This window comes from Staphylococcus sp. CWZ226 (genome assembly GCF_018986355.1).
GTDB lineage: Bacteria > Bacillota > Bacilli > Staphylococcales > Staphylococcaceae > Staphylococcus > Staphylococcus simulans.
The window spans coordinates 34,620-49,932 of sequence record NZ_JAHMSB010000007.1 but is presented as its reverse complement, the minus strand read 5'-3'; the positions used below and the strand labels follow the sequence as shown (position 1 = coordinate 49,932).

16 protein-coding genes are annotated in these 15,313 nt (G+C 36.9%); 11 read left to right on the top strand and 5 right to left on the bottom strand.

The window, feature by feature from the left end:
- Window positions 1–5: 5 nt before the first annotated feature.
- The 4 genes from KRR19_RS07290 (at window position 6) to KRR19_RS07275 (ending at window position 3,468) form a co-directional block, all read left to right on the top strand.
- The gene (locus KRR19_RS07290) at window positions 6–332 is read left to right on the top strand and encodes a hypothetical protein (protein WP_002480189.1); all 327 of its coding nucleotides are present in this window, start codon (window positions 6–8) and stop codon (window positions 330–332) included.
- Between the two features lie 238 nt (window positions 333–570).
- The gene (locus KRR19_RS07285) at window positions 571–957 is read left to right on the top strand and encodes an APC family permease (protein ID WP_483316485.1); all 387 of its coding nucleotides are present in this window, start codon (window positions 571–573) and stop codon (window positions 955–957) included.
- On the top strand, window positions 920–2,302 hold the full coding sequence (locus KRR19_RS07280; protein ID WP_002480191.1) for an NAD-dependent succinate-semialdehyde dehydrogenase: 1,383 nt from the start codon (window positions 920–922) through the stop codon (window positions 2,300–2,302). Before KRR19_RS07285 ends, KRR19_RS07280 begins: the two co-directional genes overlap by 38 nt.
- Before the next feature lie 317 nt (window positions 2,303–2,619).
- The gene (locus KRR19_RS07275) at window positions 2,620–3,468 is read left to right on the top strand and encodes an SAM hydrolase/SAM-dependent halogenase family protein (protein WP_002480192.1); all 849 of its coding nucleotides are present in this window, start codon (window positions 2,620–2,622) and stop codon (window positions 3,466–3,468) included.
- A gap of 203 nt (window positions 3,469–3,671) precedes the next feature.
- Here the strand turns inward: KRR19_RS07275 and cstB are convergent, their stop codons facing one another.
- Together cstB and KRR19_RS07265 are read right to left on the bottom strand one after the other, a co-directional pair.
- Window positions 3,672–5,009: a persulfide dioxygenase-sulfurtransferase CstB gene (gene cstB, locus KRR19_RS07270; protein ID WP_002480193.1), complete on the bottom strand. Its 1,338-nt coding sequence runs from the start codon at window positions 5,007–5,009 to the stop codon at window positions 3,672–3,674.
- 37 nt (window positions 5,010–5,046) lie between these two features.
- Window positions 5,047–6,102 (bottom strand): DsrE/DsrF/DrsH-like family protein, encoded by a 1,056-nt coding sequence (locus KRR19_RS07265; protein ID WP_002480194.1) that lies wholly within the window; start codon window positions 6,100–6,102, stop codon window positions 5,047–5,049.
- Window positions 6,103–6,252: 150 nt separating this feature from the next.
- Between KRR19_RS07265 and cstR the strand changes: the two genes are divergently transcribed.
- From cstR to KRR19_RS07235, 6 genes are all read left to right on the top strand, one after another.
- Window positions 6,253–6,513 carry a persulfide-sensing transcriptional repressor CstR gene (gene cstR, locus KRR19_RS07260; RefSeq protein WP_002480195.1) on the top strand — a complete coding sequence of 87 codons (261 nt, stop codon included), beginning with the start codon at window positions 6,253–6,255 and terminating at the stop codon, window positions 6,511–6,513.
- Window positions 6,513–7,268: a sulfite exporter TauE/SafE family protein gene (locus KRR19_RS07255; RefSeq protein ID WP_002480196.1), complete on the top strand. Its 756-nt coding sequence runs from the start codon at window positions 6,513–6,515 to the stop codon at window positions 7,266–7,268. Before cstR ends, KRR19_RS07255 begins: the two co-directional genes overlap by 1 nt.
- 197 nt (window positions 7,269–7,465) lie before the next feature.
- Complete coding sequence (locus KRR19_RS07250) at window positions 7,466–7,996, top strand: TetR/AcrR family transcriptional regulator (protein ID WP_023014808.1); 531 nt, start codon at window positions 7,466–7,468, stop codon at window positions 7,994–7,996.
- 153 nt (window positions 7,997–8,149) lie between these two features.
- Window positions 8,150–9,037: a beta-keto acid cleavage family enzyme gene (locus tag KRR19_RS07245; RefSeq protein WP_002480198.1), complete on the top strand. Its 888-nt coding sequence runs from the start codon at window positions 8,150–8,152 to the stop codon at window positions 9,035–9,037.
- A gap of 1 nt (window position 9,038) precedes the next feature.
- On the top strand, window positions 9,039–10,007 hold the full coding sequence (locus KRR19_RS07240; RefSeq protein WP_002480199.1) for a 3-hydroxyacyl-CoA dehydrogenase NAD-binding domain-containing protein: 969 nt from the start codon (window positions 9,039–9,041) through the stop codon (window positions 10,005–10,007).
- Between the two features lie 4 nt (window positions 10,008–10,011).
- Window positions 10,012–10,491 (top strand): thioesterase family protein, encoded by a 480-nt coding sequence (locus KRR19_RS07235; RefSeq protein ID WP_002480200.1) that lies wholly within the window; start codon window positions 10,012–10,014, stop codon window positions 10,489–10,491.
- 132 nt (window positions 10,492–10,623) lie between these two features.
- Here the strand turns inward: KRR19_RS07235 and KRR19_RS07230 are convergent, their stop codons facing one another.
- Window positions 10,624–11,997 carry a YqeG family HAD IIIA-type phosphatase gene (locus KRR19_RS07230; RefSeq protein ID WP_002480201.1) on the bottom strand — a complete coding sequence of 458 codons (1,374 nt, stop codon included), beginning with the start codon at window positions 11,995–11,997 and terminating at the stop codon, window positions 10,624–10,626.
- A gap of 235 nt (window positions 11,998–12,232) precedes the next feature.
- On the opposite strand from KRR19_RS07230, the gene KRR19_RS07225 reads away from it, so the two are divergent.
- Window positions 12,233–12,904, top strand: a complete 672-nt coding sequence (locus KRR19_RS07225) for a hypothetical protein (protein ID WP_216733560.1) — start codon at window positions 12,233–12,235, stop codon at window positions 12,902–12,904.
- Between the two features lie 137 nt (window positions 12,905–13,041).
- Here KRR19_RS07225 and KRR19_RS07220 read toward each other — a convergent pair whose 3' ends face one another.
- Both KRR19_RS07220 and KRR19_RS07215 read right to left on the bottom strand, forming a co-directional pair.
- The gene (locus tag KRR19_RS07220; RefSeq protein WP_002480203.1) at window positions 13,042–13,701 is read right to left on the bottom strand and encodes a hypothetical protein; all 660 of its coding nucleotides are present in this window, start codon (window positions 13,699–13,701) and stop codon (window positions 13,042–13,044) included.
- A 174-nt stretch (window positions 13,702–13,875) separates the two neighbouring features.
- Window positions 13,876–15,183 carry a CitMHS family transporter gene (locus KRR19_RS07215; RefSeq protein ID WP_002480204.1) on the bottom strand — a complete coding sequence of 436 codons (1,308 nt, stop codon included), beginning with the start codon at window positions 15,181–15,183 and terminating at the stop codon, window positions 13,876–13,878.
- Between the last annotated feature and the right edge of the window lie 130 nt (window positions 15,184–15,313).

The window sequence follows — 15,313 nt, the reverse complement described above, 5'->3', positions numbered from 1 at the left end:
TATTTATGATATTAGATAAAGTGAACCCAAATGACCTATTTCCAACCGAGTCACAACAAGCTTCAGTATTAGGCAAAATGGGTTATCCAATGAACGGTGAAATTAAAATCTTTGAAGCAGCTTACATCGCCACGAATGAACGTTTGATTTTAAACGTAGATATGGCTGGAGAGTTCTATTATCGCAACATCGCATACAATGAAATTAAAGCGATTGAACTCACAGAAGACACATTAAGTCTGACATTTGAAATTGGCACATTTAAATTAACTGATTTCAAACAAGATGAAGCTGAAAGCTTCAAAGCCTATGTTACATCGCAAATAAAATAACTTTTAAAAGTTTTAGTGCAAGATCGAAGCACTACGAAATCGAAGCACTACTAATTCTTTTAATAAAAAGAAGAAGCTATCATCTTTTCCGGATTGATAGCTTTTTTATTTTGTTTATATTGGAACATGAATTTTTCAATTTTAATCATTTGTCGGCTTTTCTGAGGGTGTTTACAAATTCTATTGTTTTCCAATAGTTTAGGTAAAATCATATAACTGATTCTTAAACTTGGTGGCAATGTTTGGGGGAATGCGCCTAAGTAAATCACCCTATTATTTTTATCCAGCTTTAGTGTGGATTGTAGACGCTGGGGGTATTGGAGTAGTAATTGGTTATTTATTGGTTGCACTCTCTTTCTTAAAGTTAAGAAAAGCAGCACCAGATTTAAAACGACCTTATAAAATCAAGAATGGTAAAGCAATAGGTGTCATCGCAATTATTTTAAGTTTATCGTTCATCATTATTTACTTGCCAGGAATGCCATCTTCATTAATATGGCCTTCTGAATGGCTAATTGTCTTTGTTTGGTATGGAATTGCAGCGATTTTATATTATATACAAAAAAGGAAAAATAAGGTGATAGAAAATGACAAAATTAGAAGTTTTGAACCCAGCAACGAATGAAGTGATTGAAACACTTGAGTATACGGATGAAGCTACAGTGAATAAACAAATAGAAAAAGCACATGATGCCTTTCTATCTTGGCGTGAAGTAGATGCCCACACACGTTCTGAGAAACTATGGGCTTGGTCAAAATTAATTGATGAACATAAAGAGGAACTCGCTGAACTGATTACAAAAGAAGGCGGTAAGCCTTTAAAAGAAGCTCTAGGTGAAGTTGATTATGCACGTTCCTACGTTGATTGGTATGCAGAAGAAGCAAAACGTCTATATGGACGTACTATTCCAGCAAATTCCGCATCAAAAAAGATCATTGTTCAATCTTTCCCAGTCGGAGTTGTCGGTGCGATTACACCTTGGAACTTCCCTGCAGCTATGATTACTCGTAAAATGGCACCTGCTTTAGCTGCAGGTTGTACGATTGTATGTAAACCAGCGGTACAAACACCACTGACTACAATTCGTTTAGTAGAACTAGCACATGAAGCAGGCATCCCAAAAGATGCTATTCAATACGTTATTATATCTGGTAAAGATGCTGGACGTATTTTTACTGAAAGTCCAATCATTCAAAAGATTACCTTTACAGGTTCTACACCTGTCGGCAAGAAATTGATTGAAGGCGCTGCTAGTTCTGTTAAGAATGTCACTATGGAACTCGGTGGTCTAGCACCCGTAATTGTGCACAAAGACGCAAATATTGATGATGCAGTCGATCAAACAATCGCAACTAAATTCAGAAACGCCGGTCAAACATGTATTTGTGCCAACCGTATTTATGTACATGAGGATATTGTCGATACGTATGTAGATAAATTAATACAAAAAGTACACGAATTAAAAGTAGGTAACGGTTTAGATAAAGGAGTAGACGTTGGCCCATTAATTAACCAAGATGGAGTAGATAAAGTCGTTCATCAAATTAAAGATGCAGAAGCTAAAGGCGGACAATTATCTCGTTCATTGGATGAAATTGAATCACTAGGCGGCAATTTCTTAAAACCAGTCGTCATTTCAAATGCGAATCAAGATATGGAAATTATGCATAAAGAAACATTTGGTCCTGTAGCGCCTGTTATGGCTTATGCTGATTTAGATGACGCAATCAAAATGGCGAATGACACTGAATTCGGTTTAGCTGCTTATTTCTTTACTAATAATTATAAAACTGGTTTCTACATCTATAATAATCTAGATTACGGTGTTATTGGATGGAACGATGGCGGCCCTTCTGCTGCACATGCCCCATTCGGTGGTATGAAAGAAAGTGGTTATGGCAGAGAAGGCGGCATTGAAGGTATTCAGCCATATTTAGAAACGAAATATTTATCTATCGGCGATATGTAAACTAGTTAAAAAACAAGTAATAAATCAAGTCTCAAATAAAAAGTCGGTGAAAACCTTAAGTGTTTTCATCGATTTTTTATTGAGCCTATACGTACTACTAAAAATAATATTACCAATTAAAGTTAAACGCCTCCTCAGTTTTAAAGCTGAGAAAATTTAAATACTAAGCGTATTTTTATATTGAATTCCTAGTATTTTAAAAGGATATTGACTTTCATATGAAAAGGGCATAATATAGGCATACGTTTAAAGTTTTCAGATTTTTTAAATAATAAGTCCGTCATCTGAAGAATCACACATTAGAGGAGAGAATAAAGATGAGTAACAACTTAATTTTACAATCAGATTTTGGTATAGAAGACGGTGCAGTCAGCGCAATGAAAGGTGTTGCACGTATGGTCAGTGACAATATCTTCATCAGTGATTTAACACATGACATTTCACCTTATGATATTTGGGTGGCTTCCTATCGTCTCTACCAGACTGTGAAATACTGGCCAAAAGGCACAGTCTTTGTTTCTGTCGTTGACCCTGGTGTAGGCAGTGATCGCAGAAGTATTGCCTGCTTGACCAAAACAGGTCACTATATCATTACACCAGATAACGGTTCACTGACACATATACTGCATTATGAAGGCATTGAATCAGTCATTGCGATAGATGAAGTCAAAAGTCGTTTACCGCATTCTGAAGAAAGTCATACTTTCCATGGTCGTGATATTTATGCCTATAATGGTGCACGCTTAGCTGCCGGTCAAATTGAATTTGAAGATTTAGGCCAGTCTATTGATTTAGACTCAATCAAACAACTTCCAATCAACGATTCTAGACAAGAAGGCGATACACTCATCGGTTATATTGATGTCTTAGATATCCGCTTCGGCTCTCTATGGACCAACATTCCACTTTCTTACTTTAAAGAGAATGATATACACCATGGAGATAACCTGATTGTGACCATTTATAACCGTGAAAACAAAGTCTATCAAAACATCATGAAATTCGTACGTTCTTTTGCGGACGTCAACATTGGTGAACCTTTAGTTTACATTAACTCACTCGTTAATATAGGCGTTGCGGTCAACCAAAATTCATTTTCTAAACTCTATCATATTGGCACAGGAAATGACTGGCGTATCGAAATAACCAAAGGACCAACCTTCTAACCTCTACTAGTGATTCTTATAATGATTAAAATATAGTTGAATAAATGTAAAAGGAGAACTATCACTTAACAATAAGTGCAGCTCTCTTTTTTATATTGCTTGATTCACACAAGATGACTTCTTAGACATCTCAAAATATAAAAAAACCGAACACCCTTAAACGAGTGCTCGGTTAGACTGGATTTTACCTATGCAATGATTACTTATTTTTTAAGAGAATCTGGAATTGCTTGGTAACCTTCTCTTACATTAATCACATTTGTGAAGCCTTTATTTTCTAAGACGCCGACTGCGATTGAACTACGTACACCTGATTGGCAATGTACATAGATTGGCGCGTCTTTATCAAATGGAACATCCGCATCTAGTAATTTACCGTGTTTGATGTGTTTCGCTTGGTCAAGGTGACCTGCATCCCATTCATCATTTGTACGTACGTCTAATACATTTTCTTCTTTACCTGTCATGTCTGCACTGTGTACAGAAGGTGTCATGACATCGTATTTCGGTAATCGATAACCTGCGACACGATCATAACCGATTAATTGAAGTTGGTAAGCTGCTTGTTGTACTAAGTCGCGGTCACCGATTAAATCGATGTCTTTGTCGTAGTCAAGATACCAACCGATTTGGTTAATGAAGCCTTTATCGAATGGAATATTGATTGTGCCGTATTCATGACCACCATGATACGCTGAGCGTGAACGTACGTCGAATGCAAGACGGTCTGAGTCAAGACTTGGATATACATCATATGGTGTATATAAGTCTGTTCCCATTTGGTTGATATATTTCATATGACCGAAATGATGTGGTGGATCAGGTTGTTCTGAAGTGAGCTGTTTCACGAATGCTTCTTTATCATTCACATTGAATGCCCAGTTGTTTACACGTTCATAACCGAGTGTAGATGTTGGGACAGCACCTAGTGATTTACCACAAGGACTGCCTGCACCATGACCGGGCCAGATTTGGATATAGTCTGGTAATTCACTCACTGATTGAATAGAATCATACATTTGTTTCGCACCTTTTTCAGTTGTGCCTTCAACTTGTGCTGCTTTTTCTAATAGGTCTGGACGACCGATATCGCCTACGAAGATGAAGTCACCAGTAAAGAGACCCATCGGTACTGAAGAGCCACCGCCTTTATCAGTGAGTAAGAAACTGATACTTTCTGGTGTATGACCTGGTGTGAATAACACTTCAATATCAATGTTACCTACATCAATATGATCATGGTCTTTCACAAATGTTGTGTTTTCAGGCATATTTTTGTAGCCGAATTGTTCTCCGCCTTCAGCTGAGACATACACTTGTGCGTTTAAGCGTTCAGCTGCATCACGGATACCTGATGCGAAGTCAGCGTGAATGTGTGTTTCAGCTGCTTTAGTAATTGTGAAGCCTTCATCATCTGCGACTTCAATATATTTAGATAAGTCACGTACTGGATCGATAATCATTGCTTCTCCTGTACGTTGACAACCGATTAAATAAGAGGCTTGTGATAATTTATTATCATAAAATTGTTTGAAAAACATTCTAAAACTCCTTTACTTATTTGTGTTTTGTCTCTCTTTAGATAAATAAGTTATGGCTTGCGTTTTGTGTGTCACCGATATAGCTTCCTACACCGCCGTATGACACTTCGTCACGTAATTCTTCTTTTTCAATGCCCATGACATCCATACTCATTGTGCAGGCAATCAATTTAATATCTTGTTCGATTGCTTTATCTAACAATGCTGGAAGAGAATCCACATTTTTCTTTTTCATGACATAACGCATCATTAAGTTGCCTAAGCCGAACATATTCATTTTAGATAACGGCATTTTCACTGGTGTTTTCGGCAACATCATATCGAACATTTTTGCGATACCTTTTTTCTTCACGTTCGCTGGATTTTCTTTCTTCAACGCATTTAATCCCCAGAATGTGAAGAAGATTGAGACGTCACGACCTGCTGCTTTCGCACCATTTGCGATAATCAACGCAGCTAATGCTTTATCAAGCTCTCCGCTAAATAACACGATTGTTGTACCGTTTGCGGAATGTGAAACTTCCATTGCTTTTGGTTCTTCTTTTTGAATAATTGCTGTGACTTTTTCGTCATCTTGGTTAATACGTACTAGGGTATTACCTGTTTGTTTCACCCAGCTTTGAATGTCACTGTAGAAACCTGGGTCAGTAACTGTTGCTTCAACTTGATCACCTGGTTTAAGTTGTTTCATTTCTTGGCTTAAGTTCATGATAGGACCAGGACATTGTAAGCCACTGTAGTTTAATTGTTTGCGGTTATCTTTTACTTTCGTTTCTGTACTTTCTTTAACTTCTGTATTATCGTCACCTTCACTATAAGCCACATAACCGCCATCTAGATTTACAACGTCATAACCTTGTTTGTCTAGATACTCTGCAGCTTTTAGACTGCGTTTACCGCTTCTACAATAAATATAGTACGTTTTATCTTTCTTCTTATCGAACTGTTCTATTTGATCGACTGGATATAATTCCGCACCTTTAATGTGCCCGTCTGCGTATTCTTCAGGTGTTCTGACATCGATTAATTGTCCATCTTTTGCTAAACGTTCAAAATCTTGATTACTGAATTCATTAATGTGTTGTGTTTTCATATACTCCCGTGTTGCCTCCCTTTCAAAAATACCTATAGGGGTATCTTAAAGCCTTTCAGGATAAATGTCAAATGCCCTATGGGGTATTTGACAAAAATTCTTTTTCCAACTACAATAAAACTACTCAGTCTTAATATGGGGGTATTATGAATGAATTATGATCAAAAAATGATTAATCGTATTAAACGTTTACAAGGACAATTGAATGGCGTCGTGAAAATGATGGAAGAAGATAAAGATTGTAAGGATGTTATTACACAATTAAGTTCTTCTAAAAGCGCATTACAACGCTTAATGGCAGTAATTGTCAGCGAAAATTTAGTAGAATGCGTTAAAGCAGCAGAAGATAATAACGAAGATTCACAAGCCTTAATTGAAGAAGCAATCAACTTGCTTGTGAAAAGTAAATAATGGATATCGTGACTTTAATTACGATGCTCCTTATCGGGGTATTTGGCGGTTTAGTTTCTGGAATGGTCGGTATAGGTGGCGCAATTATTATCTATCCCGCTATTCTAATCATTCCGAGCCTTTTAGGCCTTCATACTTACACGCCTTATCTCGCTTCAGGACTCGCATCCAGCCAAGTATTCTTCAGTACACTCAGCGGTTCGATTAAAGCGAAAAGCAATCCAGAATTCTCATTAAAACTCGTACTGTACATGGGTGCTAGCACACTAATTGGGAGTACAGTCGGTGCTTTCTTTACACAATGGTTCAGTACGACTGCAGTAAATATTGTTTATATCGTGGTCGCAATTCTTGCGTTGGTGTTATTATTCATTAAAGTGAAACCGCAAGAAGGCACACCACACTTAAACCGTATGTTACTCATCTTATTCGGCATTGGTATCGGGGCCATTTCTGGTATTGTTGGTGCAGGTGGCTCGTTCATGATTATTCCAGTCTTGCTCGTATTCTTTAAATTACCGATGAATACCGTCGTCGCAAACAGTATCGTAATCGCATTTATCTCATCTATCGGTTCCTTTGTGATTAAACTCTTCCAAGGCTTTATTCCTATCGCAGATGCGATTCCTTTAGTCATTGGTAGTATTATCTTCGCACCGATTGGTTTAATGATTGGTAAGAAATTACCAAGTGTCGTTCAAAAATGGATTATCAGTATATTAATAATCATCGCAGTCATTCAATTAATCTTTTAAATAGATGCCAAGTTCTGATATAGAGCTTGGTTTTTTATTTATACATATAGGTATCAGGGTATAAAATAAGCGTCCATATAGGTGTAACCCCCTATTTAAATCAATAACTCAGGGTTAAACTTGTTTCTGTGAAGTTTTACGCTAAAATTAATAGTGAAGCGTTAAAACTACCTAGCTATATAGAAAGTGGTGAAATAATGGCTAAGAATCAAAAGCGAGAGATGTTATTACGAGCAGCAGCCGATATTGTGAATGAACAAGGTGTCAGTGCCTTAACACTTGATGCCGTGGCACAACGTGCAGAAGTGAGTAAAGGCGGACTCCTCTATCACTTCAATACCAAACAAGCCTTAATTCAAGGTCTAGTGGACCATGCGAATGAGCTTTATAAAGAAAATGTTAATCATTATATTGATAACGAAAAAGAAAGTAAATGGCTACATGCCTTTATTGAGGCAACACGTGAACATCGTAAAGAAAACAAAGCTGTGACTTCTGCCATTCTAGCAGCACAAGGTAATGATCGTAATTTACTCGGTCCCCTACAAGAAACCTACCAAGATTGGCAAAATCATATTGAATCGGATGGTTTAGACGCAGTGGATGCGACGATTTATCGTTTAGCTGTAGATGGCTTATGGCTATCTGAAATTTTCGGTTTAACATCTATCGACGAAGACATGCGAGAAGCTGTCTTAGATCGCTTAAAAGAATTAAGCAGTAAATAAATAGAGGTACAACCCTTGTCATGAGAGGCTCTTACAAAAAAGAGACTCTCTTTTTTTATTTTTCTTAAACAAAGGGGTTGAAATAAAACCGTCCAGTTGGTACACTAACAACCGTTGAAAAAAATAACTGAAACTCGGAGGGATAAATAGTTCATGAAAAAAGTAATGTTAACAGCAGCAATTACAGGCGCTGGCGACACAACAGAAAAAAATAAACATGTACCCGTAACACCTGAAGAGATTGCGGATGCCGCAATTAAATGTGCACGTGCAGGCGCAACAGTGGCACATATTCATGCAAGAGATCCAGAAACAGGTGGCGTAAGCCATGATGTTGAATTATATAGAGAAGCAGTACGTTTAATCCGTGAAGCAGATGAAGATATTGTGATTAATATTACTGCAGGCGGCGGTGGCGACTTCCTCCCAGATATGCAGAACCCTTACCAAGCCGGAGAAGGTTCAGATATCCAAACACCAGATGAACGTCATGAGCCAGTAGGAGAATTATTACCAGAAATTTGTACACTAGACTGCGGTAGTGTCAACTTCGGAGATATGGTTTATATCAGTCCGACAGATTGGTTACGCCGTCAAGCACAATTAATCAAAGATGCAGGTGTAAAACCTGAATTAGAATGTTTCGATAGCGGTCATATCCGTTTTGCGAACCAATTAGTTTCTGAAGGTTTAATCGAAGGTGAACCAATGTATCAATTCTGCCTAGGTATTCCATGGGGTGCAGACAATGATGCAGAAACGATTGAATACTTCAAAACACGTTTACCAGAAAATGCTCATTGGTCAGCATTCGGTATCGGTAAAATGCAGTTGCCAACAGTAGAAGAAGCTGCGAAACGCGGCGGCAACGTACGTGTCGGCTTAGAAGATAACATCTATTTATCAAAAGGTGTTAAAGCGACAAACGAAGAACTAGTAGAAAAAGCAGTAGAAATCTTAAAAGGTTTAGATATGGAACCTATGACACCGCAAGAAGCGCGTGAAAAATACAATTTAACTCAGCCAAAAGGAGACAATTAAAATGAAATTTGCAGTAGTAGGAACAGGCGTTATCGGCAGTGGTTGGATCACTCGCATGCTTGCGCATGGTCACGAAGTGATCGCAACTGACCCAGGTGAAGGCGCACAAGAAGCAATGATGGCACAAATCAAACAAAATTGGCCATACGCTGAAGAAATGGGATTAGCAGAAGGTGCATCTTTAGATAATCTGACTTTCACACCACACTTAGATGAAGCTGTGAAAGATGCAGACTTGATTCAAGAAAATGTACCAGAAGTTGAAGAAATCAAAGCAAGTGTCTTAAAAGAAATCGACACTTATGCACGTCCTGACGCAATTATCGGTTCAAGTACTTCAGGTATTATGCCAACTGAACTGCAAGAAGGATTAAAACATCCAGAGCGTTTAGTTGTAGCACATCCTTTCCATCCTGTTTATATCTTACCATTAGTTGAAATTGTACCAGGTAAAGAAACTGCAGAAGACACAGTTGTAAAAGCTGAAGAACTTTATGAAGGTATCGGTATGGACGTCTTACATGTCCGTAACGAAATCGAAGGACACATTGCGGACCGTCTTATGGAAGCTTTATGGCGTGAATCATTACACATCGTTAATGAAGGTATCGCAACTACTGAAGAAGTAGATAAAGCCTTCACTCACGCAGCAGGCTTACGCTACGCACAATATGGTCCATTCATGACATTCCACTTAGCTGGTGGTAATGGCGGTATGCGTCACATGTTGAAACAATTCGGTCCAGCACTTAAGAAACCTTGGACTAAATTAGTTGCGCCAGAATTAACAACTGATTTATACAACGCAGTTGTAGAAGGATGCGAAACAAGTTCACAAGGTTACACAATGTCAGAACTTGACCAAAAACGTAATGAATTCTTAGTGAAAGTGAAAAAACTTGCACAAGAATATTGGCCAACTGAAACACCAGGTATGAAGAAACGTCAACCTCAATCACAGGGGGTATAAATTCATGACACAACTCTTTACGTATCAAGTGACAGTAAAAGACGAATGGCTCGATCATAATAATCATATGAATGACGCAGAATACAACCGCGTCTTCAGTAATGCGACAGATGCATATCTCGCTTACTTAGGTTTAAGCGAAACTGAAATCGAGCGCCGTCATTACACAGTCTTCACTTTAGAAAATCATGAAACGTATCAAAAAGAAGTTAACAAAGATGAAAATTTGACGGTGACTGTACAACTTGTCGATCATGATGCGAAACGTCTTCATGCATTCATGACACTGTATGATCAAGCACAAGATGTATGTGCCACATACGAAGTCATGTTAATGGGCATTGATACAAACTCAGGTCGCCCAGCACCCTTCCCTGAAGACATCGCACAAAATATTGAACAAGATGCTGAACTAGTAGATAAAGAAGGATTAGACCAACCTAAAGAACTTGGTCGTCAAATCGGTATCAAACGTAAAAAATAATCACAATACTAATGAATCGATTAATATCACAATTTGCATAACACCCAAATGGGTTTCATATAGATAAAAAAGTTCCACTTGCGATAAGATAAGTGGAACTTTTTTATCTTATACTTTATATAATTTTATACATTAAGCATTTCTAATTTGATCTTGAGGAATCAAATCATAATCAAATAGAACTTCTGAATGGTTATCTAAAACTAATTCTTTTTTAAGCACTTTAGATGTTTGTTTATCAACTGTCTCTTTATAAATTTTAGAGATTCTATAGTACTTATCGCCTTCTTTAGCAAAATGATGGTCTTCTTCTACTAATCTGTATTCCCAAGGGAATATTTCCTCACTTCTTAACTCTGCATGAAGTTTCTTATCTGCACACCATAAATGCAGTTGAACATCTTGGTTTGTTTTATTTTTGAATCGGTAATCTACATAGTTATATGAAATAGATGTACCTGTCGCAAACGGAACACGTTTACCTGGATCTGGTGCCAAAGCATCAGAATGATTATGGAATTCTGTAATAGTTAATGGGCTATGCAAAATAAGCAAATGAATAGAGTTAGCTAAGTTACATAGGCCACCACCCATGCCAGCTTGAATTTTATTATTGATAATCACACGACCATCTCTGTAACCATTTTGTTTATTAATTTTGCCTACGAGTTTCCAAAATGAGAATTCTTCTCCTGGATGTACGACAATTTTATCGATTTTAGAAGCAGCCAAATCAATATTATAGGCTTTGTTTTCTTGTAAGACAGGATCAATACCTCGCCCTGTTTTAATTAAGTTAGATGCATTGTAAGAAACTACATTGGGCAGTAATGCCTCTTCTTTTTCTTTTGAAAACTTTTTATGTCCGCGTGCGTCATCAATATTACGTTTTAAAATCCCTTTTTTCTCAGCTAGTGCATAAAAGACAGGATGAATCTCACTTAATAATTTTCGTTTCTTGGGCATAGGTTTCGTCTCCTCTTTAATGATGTCTGTAATTCTTTTTGGATAATAATGATTTAAGTTATATAGACCTAACAATACTTGTTCAACGCGTCTCTTCTTACCAATCTTAGTTTCACCTTCGTGCAACAAATACTTCACTAAAATGCTTTGAATGCCACATAGGTTAGCACCTAAAACATCTGTGAACATTTGATCTCCAATCAATAAAACTTCAGATTTCTCAACACCTAACATTTTAACTGCCTTTAAGTAATTCGCTTTATTAGGTTTATTAGCCATAGGTATGTACAACGTTTGAATATTTCTATTGAAGTCTTTTATACGTTCATCGCTATTATTAGACAGCAATAATGTTTTTAAGCCTAGTTCATGAATATGTTTAAATAACTGATCAACTTCAGCAGTTGTATCAGCACCATGCGGTACTAAAGTGCTATCGATGTCAAAAATCAAAGCTTTAAACCCTAATTTTTGAATTTTCTCATAATTAATCATAAACACATTATCTACGTATGCATTTGGAAATATAAAGTTAAACACGAAGATGTCACATCCTATTCTCAGGTTAAATAAATCTACTCAATTTAATAAATTAAAAATAATTATATGGATTAGTGTAAGTGAATGACATATCAAAGTCAACGCAATATTAATGTTAACAACTGAATTATATATTTTTACAGTTTGTAATGTCTTAAAAACCAAAAAATAAATTGTAATAGTTAATATATTGTGTTAATCTGATTGAAACAAAAACCGAGGGAGCTGATGGGAATTGGGGAAGAGTGAGTTGATTGTGATGTTGACACACAACGATTATACAGTTGAAAATGCACATGAAATATTTGAGGCATGCAAACATACTAAAGCCAATTATTGGGGATTTAAAGATAGTGGATTACCTAAAGCACAAATGATAGAACTGTTTAGATTTATGAAACAACATAATAAGACAACTATTCTTGAAGTTGTTGAATATACAGAACCTGAATGTATCAAAGGGGCACAGTTAGCATTAGATTGTAACTGTGATATTTTAATGGGTACTGTTTACTTCGAATCAGTGAATCAGTTTTGCCAAAAACATAATATTAAATATATGCCGTTTGTCGGCCATATTTCAGAACGCTCTTCTATACTTAAAGGCACACTTCAAGAAATGAAAGAGCAAGCTGAACGTTATATTCAATCAGGTGTGTATGGCTTTGATTTATTAGGTTATCGTCACATTGAAAATCCACCAGAATTAATTAAACAATTTGTCACTCAAACCGATTATCCTGTTTGTGTTGCTGGAAGTATCGACAGCTTTGAAAAACTGGACTTGATTAAAAAAGTGAACCCTTGGGCATTCACAATCGGCAGCGCATTCTTTGAAAACAAATTCGACGGATCTTTCTCCGAACAAATCGATAAGGTCTGCGAATATATTAGTGAAAATGCATAACTACAAGGTTTATAAGACGTCCGCATCTCTTACTTCAGACAAACGTCAGTCTGACCTTTGATGCTAAAAAAGCGCCATGAACTTTTTGTTCAGGCGCTTTATCTTATGTACTATTTCGTACTTCTACTGTTTTGAATCTATCTCTGCATGATGTTTTCAATGGCTTCTATATCATTTTTTGAAGTATAGACTTTGATTGAAAAGCCGTTGGCTTTATCTGTATCGTAATACCAATTGCCATTTGAAATTTCATCAGGTCCATTATGAAAATCTGTGAAGTCATCTTTTGTCATTTTTCCAGGTACTACAAACACATGACTGACTTGATTGTTTGAATTATAACTGACACCAATATTGCCATATAATTCAGCTTTCTTGCCATCAATTGTTTTAGCACCTTCTGCACGACCATATTCTCTCTCTATCGCACTTTTGGTTTCCCCTATTTCAAAACCTTCATACCCCTCTGTATTAGGCGCATGCATGTAACCTTGACTGAACATTGGTGAGTTCACATCAATCTCTACTTTATGCGTAGGTGGTAAATGTGACGCTCTAGGTTGTGCTTTACCAACTTGATTCGACCAAAATGCCAACACACCATAGAATAGTCCAGCGACCAGAGCTAAGAATACTAATACGAGTACACTACACCAAACGAAAGTTTTAATTCTGCCATAATCTTTTTGTTGATGTATGACCTCCGAACGAGAAAATTGACTAGGTGTACCACATTGAGTACAAAAAGCTTCACTAGACTGTAACGCATTTTTACATGTTGTACAGTATTTCCCCATATTCCTTCCTCCGATAAATCTTTTTCACAATTCAATTATATTTAAAACTTTGATAATTTTCTACATAAAACGTTTTAAGAAACTGTAAAGTTGTTAAAGAAAACTAAAAAAGTACCTCAGTTATCCTGAAGTACTTCAAAGTTTCACGTAAAACATAGAAACTTATTTATGAAATTAGAATGCGATAACCCCAATAATACCTGCCACAATAATCATACATACCGAAGAACCGATTGCCCATTTTAAAACAACCTTTTGGTTCGTTCCATAATCTATACCAAGCATACCTACAAGCAAGTAACCTGCCGCATACAAAGGACTTAAGACATGAACTGGTTGTCCTAAGATAGACGCTCTCGCCATCATTGCTTTAGAAACACCGAATTGTTGTGCAGATTCTGCAAGAATAGGCAAGATACCATAATAGAATGGATCATTCGCCATAAAGTAAGTGAACGGCATACTGAGCACGGCAGTGATCAATGCGAAATGATTCCCCATCGCATCTGGCACAATATGTACTAAAGCACTTGCCATATGGTCTACCATTTTCGTCCCACTCATAACTCCCGTAAATACACCTGACGCAAAAACTAAACTCACTACCGCAAGTACGTTTCCTGCGTGGCGTTTAATAAGATTGGATTGTACTTTTAGTTGAGGATAGTTAATAATTAACGCTAACGCAAAGCCAAGCATAAAGAGTACAGGAATCGGTAAGAAATCTGTAATCAATGCCACTAATAAGGTAATTGTCAAAGCAGCGTTAATAATTGTTAATTTTGGTCGTAATAATGCAAGTTCATCTTCATCTTTGTCATTTGAAATATGCATTTCTTCTAAAGTGAGTGATAAATGGTTCTTAATACCAATACGTTTGCGCTCTCTCTTCCCCAAGATATAAGCAGCCACAAACGCAAAGAGAATCCCTGCGACCATCACTGGAATAACAGGTGTGAATACTTCCTCCGTTGTTAACTGAAGTGCTGAAATAGCACGTGCTGTCGGTCCACCCCACGGCGTCATATTCATCACACCGATAGCTAATAGCGCAAGCGTTGATAAAATATATGGATTCATACCCATTTTCTTATACAACGGCAACATCGCTGTAACAGTAATAATAAATGTAGTAGTACCGTCCCCATCTAACGCAACAATAGATGCTAAGGCGACTGTTCCGATTGTAATCTTTACAGGGTCTCCCTTAACCCCTTTCATAATCACACTGATAATTGGATTGAATAATCCAGCATCAATCATAACCCCAAAATAGAGAATCGCGAAAACCAACATAATTCCAGTTGGCGCAACAGTCGTAATTCCCGCAATGATATCCTTTCCTAAACTAGAGTAAAATCCCCCGATTAATCCGAATACTACTGGTACCACGATAAGTGCTACCAGCGCTGACATTTTTCTACTCATAATCAGAGCCATAAAGACAATGATCATTACAAAACCTAATAATGCTAAATTCATGATGTGTCCCCTTTTGTTTGTAATTTAACTGTCAGCAAACGCTTACAATTATATATAGTTTACCACAACATATAGTATTTTGAATATTCTAATCATTAAAGTCGGGTATTTTCATTTAAAACAAATAAAA